This is a genomic window from Lentibacillus songyuanensis, assembly GCF_039548255.1.
Taxonomy (GTDB): Bacteria; Bacillota; Bacilli; order Bacillales; family Amphibacillaceae; genus Lentibacillus_C; species Lentibacillus_C songyuanensis.
Genome location: NZ_JBCLVH010000001.1, coordinates 1 through 11,632 on the forward strand (window position 1 = coordinate 1; position 11,632 = coordinate 11,632).

11 protein-coding genes and 1 rRNA gene are annotated in these 11,632 nt (G+C 42.5%); all 12 read right to left on the bottom strand.

From position 1 onward, the window contains the following. A 16S ribosomal RNA gene (locus WMZ97_RS00005) occupies positions 1 to 281 on the bottom strand; the annotation flags it as partial. 492 nt (positions 282 to 773) lie between these two features. Further along, the gene (lysS, locus tag WMZ97_RS00010) at positions 774 to 2,237 is read right to left on the bottom strand and encodes a lysine--tRNA ligase (RefSeq protein WP_405027645.1); all 1,464 of its coding nucleotides are present in this window, start codon (positions 2,235 to 2,237) and stop codon (positions 774 to 776) included. 266 nt (positions 2,238 to 2,503) lie between these two features. Further along, positions 2,504 to 2,755, bottom strand: coding sequence for a helix-turn-helix domain-containing protein (locus WMZ97_RS00015; protein WP_343270001.1), 252 nt, complete (start codon positions 2,753 to 2,755; stop codon positions 2,504 to 2,506). Further along, on the bottom strand, positions 2,725 to 3,237 hold the full coding sequence (folK, locus tag WMZ97_RS00020; RefSeq protein ID WP_343270002.1) for a 2-amino-4-hydroxy-6-hydroxymethyldihydropteridine diphosphokinase: 513 nt from the start codon (positions 3,235 to 3,237) through the stop codon (positions 2,725 to 2,727). Before folK ends, WMZ97_RS00015 begins: the two co-directional genes overlap by 31 nt. Further along, complete coding sequence (gene folB, locus WMZ97_RS00025; RefSeq protein ID WP_343270003.1) at positions 3,234 to 3,599, bottom strand: dihydroneopterin aldolase; 366 nt, start codon at positions 3,597 to 3,599, stop codon at positions 3,234 to 3,236. The genes folK and folB overlap by 4 nt, the downstream gene beginning before the upstream one ends. Beyond that, positions 3,592 to 4,422 (bottom strand): dihydropteroate synthase, encoded by an 831-nt coding sequence (gene folP / locus WMZ97_RS00030; RefSeq protein ID WP_343270004.1) that lies wholly within the window; start codon positions 4,420 to 4,422, stop codon positions 3,592 to 3,594. The genes folB and folP overlap by 8 nt, the downstream gene beginning before the upstream one ends. 109 nt (positions 4,423 to 4,531) lie before the next feature. Next, on the bottom strand, positions 4,532 to 5,458 hold the full coding sequence (cysK, locus tag WMZ97_RS00035) for a cysteine synthase A (protein ID WP_343270005.1): 927 nt from the start codon (positions 5,456 to 5,458) through the stop codon (positions 4,532 to 4,534). A gap of 117 nt (positions 5,459 to 5,575) precedes the next feature. Beyond that, a complete protein-coding gene (gene hslO / locus WMZ97_RS00040) occupies positions 5,576 to 6,448 on the bottom strand; it encodes an Hsp33 family molecular chaperone HslO (protein WP_343270006.1) in 873 nt (290 codons plus the stop codon). After that, entirely contained in the window at positions 6,445 to 7,230 is a 786-nt protein-coding gene (locus WMZ97_RS00045; protein WP_343270007.1) for a type III pantothenate kinase, read from the bottom strand. Before WMZ97_RS00045 ends, hslO begins: the two co-directional genes overlap by 4 nt. Before the next feature lie 175 nt (positions 7,231 to 7,405). After that, complete coding sequence (ftsH, locus tag WMZ97_RS00050) at positions 7,406 to 9,439, bottom strand: ATP-dependent zinc metalloprotease FtsH (protein ID WP_343270008.1); 2,034 nt, start codon at positions 9,437 to 9,439, stop codon at positions 7,406 to 7,408. A gap of 156 nt (positions 9,440 to 9,595) precedes the next feature. Further along, entirely contained in the window at positions 9,596 to 10,141 is a 546-nt protein-coding gene (hpt, locus tag WMZ97_RS00055) for a hypoxanthine phosphoribosyltransferase (protein WP_343270009.1), read from the bottom strand. A gap of 12 nt (positions 10,142 to 10,153) precedes the next feature. Then, on the bottom strand, positions 10,154 to 11,617 hold the full coding sequence (gene tilS, locus WMZ97_RS00060; protein ID WP_343270010.1) for a tRNA lysidine(34) synthetase TilS: 1,464 nt from the start codon (positions 11,615 to 11,617) through the stop codon (positions 10,154 to 10,156). Positions 11,618 to 11,632 lie beyond the last annotated feature (15 nt).

The following is an 11,632-nucleotide window of genomic DNA, read 5'->3' on the forward strand; positions in this document are numbered from 1 at the left end:
CTTACCAACTAGCTAATGCGCCGCGGGCCCATCTGTAAGTGATAGCCGAAGCCATCTTTCAACTTCCTCCTATGCAGGAAAAAGTATTATCCGGTATTAGCTCGCGTTTCCGCGAGTTATCCCGATCTTACAGGCAGGTTGCCCACGTGTTACTCACCCGTCCGCCGCTCGTTCCACAGGCGCACACCCCGAAGGGTGTTTGCCTGCTTCCCGCGCTCGACTTGCATGTATTAGGCACGCCGCCAGCGTTCGTCCTGAGCCAAGATCAAACTCTCCAAAAAAGTTTGTCATAGGATTGACACCAATCAATCCTATTAATAGTCTTAGCTTCAAAAATTGATTCCAGGGTCTAAATCGTCCATCAAATCATACGATTCCATTTTCGACCTAACCTCTGACATCTGTTATCATACTGGTTGTTTTGTTCAGTTTTCAAAGAGCGAATGTTTTTCGCCGCCGTTTTTGGCGACTTGATTAGTATATCAACTTTGTTTCTCAATGTCAATAACTTTTTTAAAGTTTTTTTGTGCTGTGTTGAACTAACAACGCAACGTTTACTAATTTACCATGAATGTGTCCTTAGTGCAAGAGGGAAATACATGGAAAAATTTATAAACGAACATTTTTCCTGTTATCAGCGAAAAAATACTGTGTACTTACGCAGTATTTTCGCCTATCCAAAGCAGTGTGAATGCTATTATAACAACGTATTAAAAAGCCAGGTTGATTTTAAAGGTCATCTTTAGACCACCTGGCTTTTTCTTTACATTCTATTATTTGTTACGCATTTGCGGAAACAATAACACATCACGGATTGATGGGGAGTTCGTCAATAGCATGATAAGTCGGTCCACACCAATACCAAGTCCTCCTGTTGGCGGCATCCCATACTCCAATGCCTCCAGAAAGTCTTCGTCCATTAAGTGTGCTTCATCATTTCCCTGCTCGCGTTCTTTTAATTGCGCTTCAAAACGTTCACGCTGATCAATTGGATCGTTCAATTCACTAAAAGCATTTGCGTGTTCACGGCCGACAATAAAGAGCTCAAAACGGTCTGTGAATCGGCTGTCTTCTTTATTCTTTTTTGCAAGTGGAGAGATTTCTACTGGGTGGCCATAAATAAACGTTGGCTGAATAAGTCTTTCTTCTACCTTTTGTTCAAAGAACTCATTTACGACATGGCCAAACGTCATGGAATCTTTAATTTCAATCTCGTGTTCTTTTGCTAGTGCCCGCGCCTGTTCATCACTCATCGATTCCCAAAAGTCTACTCCAGTGTATTCTTTGACGGCGTCAACCATATGCTGACGTTTCCATTCCGGTTCTAAGTTAACTTCATATTCTCCATAAGTGATCGTCGTTTTACCAAGTACTTCTTTGGCAATATGAGCAATCAGATTCTCAGTTAAGCTCATCACATCATGAAAGTCGGCATATGCTTCATATAATTCCATCATGGTGAATTCCGGATTGTGTCGTGTTGATACACCTTCATTACGAAATACCCGGCCAATTTCATACACTTTTTCCATTCCGCCAACAATCAGGCGTTTCAAATGCAGTTCAATAGCTATGCGCATATACAATGGGATGTCCAAAGCATTGTGATGTGTTTTGAACGGACGTGCTGCTGCACCACCAGGAATCGCATGCATCATTGGTGTCTCTACCTCTAAAAAGCCCTGACCATCCAGATAACGGCGCATGGACTGCATGATTTTACTGCGCAGAATGAACGTCTCTTTGCTATCCTGATTGGTAATCAAGTCGAGATACCGCTGACGATACCGCTGTTCCACATCTTTTAATCCATGATATTTCTCCGGCAATGCACGAAGGGATTTCGTTAATAATTCAAATTGGGTTGCCTTAACGGACAGTTCTCCAACTTTTGTCTTAAACATCACACCGGTAATACCAACGATATCTCCCAGATCAATTGATTGGAATAATTCATACGCTTCATCCCCGATGGCATCCTTGCGTACATAGATCTGAATTTGTCCACTTAAGTCTTGCAAATGAGCAAACCCGGCTTTTCCTTTTCCGCGTTTAGTCATGATACGACCTGCAATTGTGACTGTTGTCGTTTTTTCTTCTAATTCTTCTTTAGAAAACTGTTCATATTTATCTAATAGATCCGACGCCAAATCTGTTCGATTAAATTTGCTGCCAAATGGATCGACTCCATGCTCCCGATATGTATCGAGTTTTTCTTTTCTTACACGCATATGCATATTTGCTTCTTCTGACACCATCATCACTCCAATAGTTTAATTACGGTTCTATAAGATTGTCCAAAAAGGAGGATAAAAAGAACCTTTTAATAGCAGTTTCTTTTCCCGCCAATAAAGACTTTAATATTCGTAACGCGTACCATATAAAAAACTGCCAGTGGCTTGCTGGCAGAGTCGCTTCATCATTAGTATAGAAAACTCAACTGATAGTGTCAATCATTGGAGACCACGACACTCCAGCCACTGGTGCTAATTCGTAATATCATCTAATTGATATATCTTTCATCCTTGTTCTGTTCACCGTAACCCACTTGCTGCTCAAGCATTAATTCTTCCTGCGATACAGCTAACGCAAGAACGATTTTAGCAATCAGTTCATCATTCGCTTCTTTCGTTCCCCGTTCAACATCTCCAAGTACAGCCACCGAGACGCCCAAATGCTTAGCCAGGGACATCTGAGTATACCCCTTTAACTTACGAAACGCCTTTATTCGTTTGCCGAGTCGTTTTCGGTCCATGTTGTAACATCCCTCTTATCATTCGCAGACAAATCTTGCACCATGTCATACACACTACGATCACAACCCGCAACATGTAAATCAGGTGCTATCTCCGCTAACGGGATAAGTACAAAAGCGCGTTCGTGCATTCTAGGGTGTGGTATAATAAGTCGCTCTGATTCTATTTGTTCATCGTCATAAAGTAAAATATCCAGGTCGACCGTCCGGGGACCAAAGCGTATTTCCCTTTTGCGTCCCAACTTCTGTTCAATCGACTGGCACACATCAAGCAAAGCAGTTGCCGAAAGTGTTGTATCTGCTTGTATCACCATATTTAAAAAATCTGCTTGCTCCGTATAGCCAACCGGTTTTGTCTCATAAACAGATGACTGTCGCTTTACTGTGACTAATTCTTCTTTCTTTAGTAACGTGATCGCTTCAGTTAGATAGTGATCACGTGGTTCAATGTTTGATCCTAAGGCAATATAAGCTTTCGTCATGATGTTTTCTCCCGGAAAATTTCCACAGCCACCGATTGATAATGACCAGGTATTGGCGGATCAGGCTTCACTACCTTGACCGTACAGGCGGATAATAACATAAATGATTGCAGCATTTTATCCGCAACCTGCTCCGCAACAGCCTCGATCAAGTTCTTTGGTTCGCCTTCTAAAATATCTTTTATCATACCATACACACGCCCATAATCAATGGAATCATCCATTTGATCAGAAACACCAGGTTTCTTTAAATCCATGAATAGCTCTACATCAACTAGAAATCGCTGACCTAATTTATTTTCTTCCGGAAACAATCCATGATATCCGTAAAAAGCCATTTGCTTTATAATAATTTTATCCATTGGCAGCCGCTCCTTTCCCTAACATTGCATCCATCATTCGGGCAAGCTCAGTGTTCACTTTCACATTATGAACGCGGATGATGTGCATCCCTTTGGTTATTCCCAAACACGTGGTTGCCCCTGTTCCGTTATCTCGTTCCTCAGCAGGCAGATCTAATATTTTTCCAATAAATCCTTTTCGGGACGTACCTAAAAGGATAGGGTACCCTAATTCAGAAAACATCTCCAGATGATTCATGACTATTAAATTATCTGCTGCCGTTTTAGCAAAACCAATTCCTGGATCAAGAATAATATTTTCATCTGGAACTCCCGCTTTTAATGCCATATCAATACTTTCCTGTAAATCATGCAACATATCATCAATCAGAGAAGTATAATCCATGTTTGTCCGATTGTGCATGAGAATAATCGGCACGTTGTATGCCGCGGCAACCTTCAAGATACCTGGATCCCGCTTCCCACCCCAAATATCATTAATCATATCCGCGCCGGCCTCAACTGCCTGTCTTGCTGTTTCCGCCTTATACGTATCAATAGAGATCGGTATATTCACGTGCTGTTTGACAGCCCTGATAGCGGGTAAAACCCGATCCAGCTCGTCCTTCGCCGGGACCGCTTCATACCCAGGTCTGGTAGATTCACCACCAATATCAATTATATCCGCACCTTGCTCCTCCAACAGTACTGCCTGGTCTACAGCTTGTTTAAGGGTGGTGTAGCTGCCCCCGTCCGAAAAGGAATCAGGCGTCACATTCAATATCCCCATAATATGTGTCCGTTCTGCTAAATGGAATGTTTTTGTTTTCGTTTTTAACAACATATGTCCAACCTGCCTCTTGTTGATTTCTCTCCTATCCTATCATATAAAAAAGGATTAGCACCAGACAAATTGATGCTAATCCTGACATATAACAAAAACCGCAGTGTCTTTATTCTTCATCAAATTGGTAAAGCGGGGTGGATAAATAACGTTCTCCATTGTCTGGCAGCACCGCCAACACCTTTTTGCCTCTTCCAAGCTGTTTGGCAACCTTTTTCGCCGCAGCAATAGCCGCACCAGAAGAGATACCTCCTAGAATTCCATCCAATCTCGCCGCTTCCCGTGCTGCTTGGAATGACTCATCATTGGAAATACGGATCACTTCATCATAAATTTCCGTATCAAGCACTTTAGGAACAAAACCGGCGCCCAGTCCCTGAATTTTATGCGGGCCTGGATTTCCACCAGATAAGACAGCCGAATCTTCCGGTTCCACCGCATAAACTTTCATGTCACTAAAATGATTCTTCAATACCTTTCCAGCACCTGTGATGGTTCCTCCAGTACCAATTCCAGATATAAATGCATCTACCCCGTCCGGCATTTGCTCTACAATTTCATGACCGGTTGTTCTTGCATGTACGTCCGGGTTTGCCTGGTTGTTAAATTGCTGGGGCATGAAATAGCCATTTTTTTCTTTTAATTCTTCCGCTTTCTTAATGGCGCCTTTCATCCCATCTGCACCAGGCGTCAGCACTAATTCCGCGCCATATGCACGCAGTAGATTACGGCGTTCTTTACTCATTGTATCCGGCATAACAATAACCGTTTTATAGCCTTTTGCCGCACCAACCATCGCCAATCCAATTCCAGTATTTCCACTAGTTGGTTCGATGATTGTATCCCCTGCTTTTAGCACACCTGCTTTTTCTGCTGCCTCAACCATCGCTACAGCAATTCGGTCTTTAACGGAACTGCCCGGGTTCATAAATTCTAATTTTAAATAAATAGCCGCAGCTTCATCATCTGCTGCGTGATTTAACTTCACAATCGGGGTTTGCCCAACTAATCCTGCAATATTCTCGGCAACTCTCATCTCATTACCTCCCAATTCCTAGTAATTTTATAGGATTTTATTATAATGTACGTTGTTTGCCCTAATTTGTCAACTATTTTAGCGCGGATTTTTGCTTCAAACAGCTGGATAATACCATTACGATTGCTTTAGTGCACGAAGGTCAGCCTCAGAAAATTGGTATCGTTCATTACAAAAGTGGCACGTCGCTTCTGCCCCATGATCTTCATGAATCATATTCTCTATTTCTTCATCGCCAAGCCCTTTAATCGCATTGGCAATCCGCTCACGGGAACATTGACAGTAAAACATAATCGGCATTTGCTCATGAATGGTTACGTCTTCATCTGTAAAGAGCCGTTGCAGGACTTCCTCTGGTGTATTCCCTTCCCGGATTAATGTTGAAATAGCTGGGAAGGATTGAATTTGTTCCTCTAAACGGGTGATGACCTCCTCATCTGCTCCAGGCATCACCTGAACAATGAACCCGCCCGCAGCCAAAATGGTTTGATCCGGATTTACTAATACGCCCGCACCTACAGCAGATGGCACCTGTTCCGAATTGGCATAATAATAGGTGAAGTCCTCACTAATTTCTCCAGAAACAATCGGTACCTGACCGGTGAAGTAATCCTTCAACCCTAAATCTTTCACAACACTCAAACTGCCTTGTGTCCCAACTGCCCGGGCAACGTCAAGTTTACCCTTGTCATTTAAGTCAAAGTCAACATGGGGATTGGTTACATATCCACGAACCTCTCCTTTGGCATTGGCATCTGCAACAATCGCCCCAATTGGACCATCGCCCTCTACTTTTACCGTTAATGAATCGTCACCCTTTAACATAGCGCCCATCATTGCAGTGATCGAAACAGTACGACCAATTGCCGCTGATGTCGTTGCCCATGTATCCTGTCGCCTTCTTGTTTCCTCAACCAAGCTCGTTGATGTAATTGCATAAGCACGTATCATCCCTTGGTAAGTAGTTGCTTTTACTAAATAATCACTCATGATGTACTACCTCCTATTGCCATTTTTTCATAAATTAAATGCAATCCTTTTAATGTCAGATGCTGATCCACATAATCGATGGTTGTTGATGCATCGGAAATAAGCGATGCAAGTCCGCCGGTTGCAATAACTTGCGGTTCCATTTTAGCCTGCTGCTTTATCCGTGTAACAATTCCATCTACTTGTCCAACATAACCGTAAAACATCCCCGATTGCATTGCTTCGACGGTCGAGCGGCCAATCACATTTCCCGGTGCTTCAATTTCAATCTTTGGCAGTTTAGATGCTTTGCTATATAATGCTTCCATCGATATGTGAACTCCTGGTGCAATCGCTCCGCCATAGTATTCTTCCTGCTCATTGACATAACAATACGTAGTTGCTGTCCCAAAATCAATAATGATAAGCGGAGACCCGTATTCGGCAATCGCGCCAATTGCGTTGACAATCCGGTCAGCACCAATCTCATTCGGATTTGGATACCCCATTTTTAGCAACGATTGAACGGTATTGCTGGCAATGATTAACGGTTCTAGATGAAAATAAATTTGACACATTTTTTCCAGTGAAAACATAATTGGCGGGACCACCGATGAAATGGCAACCCCATGAATATCAGAAAATCGAATTCCTTTATGATCAAATAATGATTTGATTAAGACACCAAATTCATCCTCTGTCTTATGCCGATCTGTTTTAATTCGCCATTCATGTTGCAACTGATCATTTTCAAATACACCCAAGACTGTGTTCGTATTCCCCACATCAAGCACAAAAAGCATCTCTCAATCAAACCCTTCATCCAAAGTTTATTGCTACAGCTCTATTTCGTGTGACATTAAACACTTGTTATTTCCCTTTATACTATACCATATTTTATTTTAAGAATTGAACACCGGGGGAACCTCCAACGAGAAACAACCTCTCATTGCAAATGAGAGGTTGTTTAAGCTATTGTTATTCTTTTTTCTCATCGGGTGAGGATGAATCGTCCGCATCTGGTTTTTCTTTTTCTTCGTGGTTTTCCTTGAGCTTTTGTTCTGATTTGGCCTTTGCTTCATCATAGCTTTCCGGACTTTCCGCCGCATCTTCTTTTGAATGAATATTGACACGTACATCGTCCTTATCAGAAGAAGTGGTTTGTGTTATTGATGTTGATTCATCAGGTTCCGGTAGAATTCCCTCTTCAAACAACCCTTTGATTTGTTTAGCATCCAGCGTTTCTACTTCAAGCAATGTTTTGGCAATGAGCTCCAGCTTATCTTTATTCTCAGTAAGAATTTTCTTTGCCCGGTCATAACAATAATTGATGAAGTTTTGCATTTCTTTATCAATTTCATATGCGATTGTATCGCTATAGTTTTGATCATTTTGAATGTCGCGGCCAAGGAAGACATTACCGCCACCTCCACTGGTGAATTGAAGCGGACCAATCTTATCACTCATACCGTACTCAGTGATCATCTTATGTGCAATACCTGTTGCCCGTTCAAAGTCATTTGAAGCGCCAGTACTTACTTCCCCGAAAATAATTTCTTCAGAGACCCGGCCACCTAATAGACCGGTAATTTTATCAAACAGCTCCGGCTTGGTCATAAAGTATCGATCTTCCCTTGGGAGCATCACTGCGTAACCACCAGCTTGCCCACGTGGGACGATTGTAACCTTATGGACCATATCCGCATCATCAAGCACCATACCAATAACCGTATGTCCACTTTCATGATATGCCACGATATTGCGTTCTTTTTCAGAAATCACCCGGCTCTTCTTCGCAGGACCGGCGATCACACGGTCAATTGCCTCATCAACGTCATACATATCGACTTTTGTTTTATCCTGACGGGCAGCAACTAATGCAGCCTCGTTAAGCAGGTTTTCCAAATCGGCTCCGGAGAAACCAGGAGTGCGCATGGCAATAACTTTAAGATCCACTGATTCATCAAGCGGTTTATTTTTGGCATGCACTTTTAACACTTCTTGTCGACCCTTTACGTCTGGACGGCCAACCGGAATCTGCCGGTCAAATCGGCCTGGACGAAGCAATGCCGGGTCAAGGATATCTGGACGGTTGGTTGCTGCAATAATGATAATTCCTTCATTTGCACCAAAACCATCCATTTCTACAAGCAATTGGTTCAGCGTTTGTTCCCGTTCATCATGGCCACCGCCAAGTCCGGCGCCACGCTGACGGCCAACCGCATCGATTTCATCAATAAAAATGATACACGGTGCATTTTTCTTGGCATTTTCAAATAAATCCCGAACCCGTGATGCTCCAACACCAACGAACATTTCCACAAAGTCCGATCCACTGATGGAGAAAAATGGCGTTCCTGCTTCACCGGCCACCGCACGTGCTAACAAGGTTTTACCTGTCCCTGGTGGTCCCACTAACAGCACACCTTTTGGAATGCGTGCACCGATTGTTGCAAATTTACGCGGATCCTTGAGAAATTCAACAACTTCAACAAGCTCTTGTTTCTCTTCATCGGCACCCGCTACATCCTTAAAGCGAACCTTCTTCTTATCTTCACTATACATTTTCGCTTTACTCTTACCAAAATTCATCACGCGACCGCCGCCGCCTTGCGATTGACTAAGAATAAAGAAGAAAAATAGTCCAATAATCAAAAATGGAATCATTGTCGTTAAGAAGGTAACCCATCCGCTTGGTTGTTCCTCTTCCTTCACTTTGAGCGCGCTTTGCTCCTGTGCCTTTGCATAAATATCCGCAACGACATCCGTATTGTCCGGCACCTGAGCAACGAATTGTTTATCGTCCTTCTCAAGCGTCCCGGTCAAGCGCATAATTCCATGTGCTGGCTGCATCGTCATTTCGGCGATTTCACCATTATTTAACGCTTGCATAAACTCTTCTACGTTATATTGCTCTGCTTGATCATTCTGCCCTTTAAATACACTGATTACGCCAATAATAACCAAGAATATAAGGAAATAAAAGATCACATTTCGAAATAGTCGGTTCATTGCCTACCTCCTCCCAAGCGGGAAAAACTATATTACATCGTACCATAGGAAAAAGTTCGAATACAACTAATTCCTCTTCAAATTGGCTTTCATTTTTTTCATTATATTTCCATCATTCCTATCGAGAATAAAAATGAATATTTGCTTCTAAATGGGTCACTCTTCGCCGCCATAAACTTTCGGTTTCAACACACCGATATACGGCAAATTACGATACTTTTCCTGGTAGTCCAGGCCATACCCGACGACAAATTCATTTGGTACCTCAAAGCCAATGATGTCTGCTTTAATATTCGCCGTCCGTCCCGAAGGCTTATCAAGCAGTGTGACAATCTTAATCGACTTTGCTTTGCGGTATTTAAACAAATCAACCAGATAACTTAATGTTAAGCCACTGTCAATAATATCTTCAATAATCAACAGATCACGGCCCTCTACTTTCGTATCCAAATCCTTGACAATTTTGACTTCACCAGAAGAGCGCATTCCCCCACCATAGCTGGATACATCCATAAAGTCCATTTCCAAATATGTTTCGGTATATCGCAATACATCCGACATAAATGGCAGTGCGCCTTTTAGCACACCAACGGCTAATGGGAATTTACCATCGTATTCCTCGGTTAGCTGTTTACCAATTGCAGCACACTTCTTAGCAATATCCTCTTGTGAAATCAAAACCTTTTCAATATCCTGATGCATGTTTTAATCCTCCTACAGTCTCCCCTGTTTCGATCCTTCGCCAGATTCTTTCGAGTTATGCTCATAGTACAGTTTAATAAATGACGTTGCATTTGTCTCGCTTCTTGGCTGTCCTTTTTTCAATCCGATCAGCCAAAGGATTTCACCCTTATTATCGGTTACTATCGGCCAATTATCCCGTTCTTTCTTTGGAATTTTTGCATCGATAAAGATATCTTTTAGCTTTTTACTTCCCTTCAAACCCTTCCAGCGCATGCGGTCCCCATCTTGACGCGTTCTAATATGTAATGGCAGTGCAATCTGATCCTTTCCACAGACATATGTATGCTCATTTTCAACAGGATCTTCTGTCCATTCCGTACGAACCATGGAGCCATCCGGTAAAATTGCCTCCCCGGGAACAGCCAGAGCCTCATTCAACTCTATATTTCGCAATGCATAAAAAAGGAAATAAAAACGCAGCGTCTGATACGACTTTTCGACTTTTAATTGCCGAGGGAAATCCATTTGAATGTTAGCTTTGTTCGTGGTTAACAACGCAAAAAAATGCTCCTCATGAACATAGGATAAATCCTTTGGCAATTCAACATATAGATAGTTTAATATTAGATGATAGAACCGCCTTTGTAAAGCAAGGGGGTAGGATTGAAAATGATCAATTTGAAACCAGGCGGATCCGCTTGTTTCATCTAATGTAATCACCTCGCCAAAAAGCCTTGATGCTTCTTGATGTATAAATTGCTCATCCGCTTGCAAAGCCTCGCTTAAATGCTGTGCTGTAGTATGTATATTATGATTTTGCTTTTTTATTAACGGAATAACTTCATTCCGGAAATAATTTCTGGTGAACGTTGATTCCTCGTTGGTTGGATCTCGTCTGGGAACAATATGATGTTTTTGGCAATATGCTTCGATTTCCCCCTTGCCAGCAACTAGCAGCGGACGAATAACCATTCCATCCGCAAAAGGCCTTTTTAAAGGGATACCTGCCAAGGCTTTCGTATTAGCGGATCGAACCAGACCCATCAGCATGGTCTCCACTTGATCATCGCCATGATGCCCAAGCGCCAGATAATCAGCGTTATACGTATTCATTTGTTCCGCAAACACCTGATAGCGCAATTCTCTTGCGGCCACCTCTATGCCAATTTTTCGTTTTCGCATATGCGCTAGAACGTCCACCGAGGTTCCATAGCATTCGATATTCCACTCGGCGCACTTTTTTTGGACATACAAAAGGTCACCTCTGGATTCCTCACCGCGCAGCTGATGATCGACTGAAACTGCAATAATCCGCAGCTGAAACAAGGTTCGTATCGATACAAAAAAGTGGAGCAATGCCATCGAATCCGGACCGCCGGATACGCCGACAACAACCGTCTTATTCTTGGCCAGCAACTGATGGTTTTTGATAAATGCCATAACCTTCTGATACATAATGACCCAACCGCACTCCTTTGTGACTTCTGCTTTCATAATAAACGGCTGCTA

Bases quoted from the DNA above. Each gene is read 5' to 3' on its own strand.
- WMZ97_RS00045 (WP_343270007.1), bottom strand. From the start codon at position 7,230: ATGCTTTTTGTGCTTGATGTGGGGAATACGAACACAGTCTTGGGTGTA.
- folB (WP_343270003.1), bottom strand. From the start codon at position 3,599: ATGGATAAAATTATTATAAAGCAAATGGCTTTTTACGGATATCATGGA.
- folP (WP_343270004.1), bottom strand. From the start codon at position 4,422: ATGTTGTTAAAAACGAAAACAAAAACATTCCATTTAGCAGAACGGACA.
- WMZ97_RS00015 (WP_343270001.1), bottom strand. From the start codon at position 2,755: ATGGACCGAAAACGACTCGGCAAACGAATAAAGGCGTTTCGTAAGTTA.
- hpt (WP_343270009.1), bottom strand. From the start codon at position 10,141: ATGCATCAGGATATTGAAAAGGTTTTGATTTCACAAGAGGATATTGCT.
- lysS (WP_405027645.1), bottom strand. From the start codon at position 2,237: ATGCATATGCGTGTAAGAAAAGAAAAACTCGATACATATCGGGAGCAT.
- hslO (WP_343270006.1), bottom strand. From the start codon at position 6,448: ATGAGTGATTATTTAGTAAAAGCAACTACTTACCAAGGGATGATACGT.
- tilS (WP_343270010.1), bottom strand. From the start codon at position 11,617: ATGAAAGCAGAAGTCACAAAGGAGTGCGGTTGGGTCATTATGTATCAG.
- folK (WP_343270002.1), bottom strand. From the start codon at position 3,237: ATGACGAAAGCTTATATTGCCTTAGGATCAAACATTGAACCACGTGAT.
- cysK (WP_343270005.1), bottom strand. From the start codon at position 5,458: ATGAGAGTTGCCGAGAATATTGCAGGATTAGTTGGGCAAACCCCGATT.
- ftsH (WP_343270008.1), bottom strand. From the start codon at position 9,439: ATGAACCGACTATTTCGAAATGTGATCTTTTATTTCCTTATATTCTTG.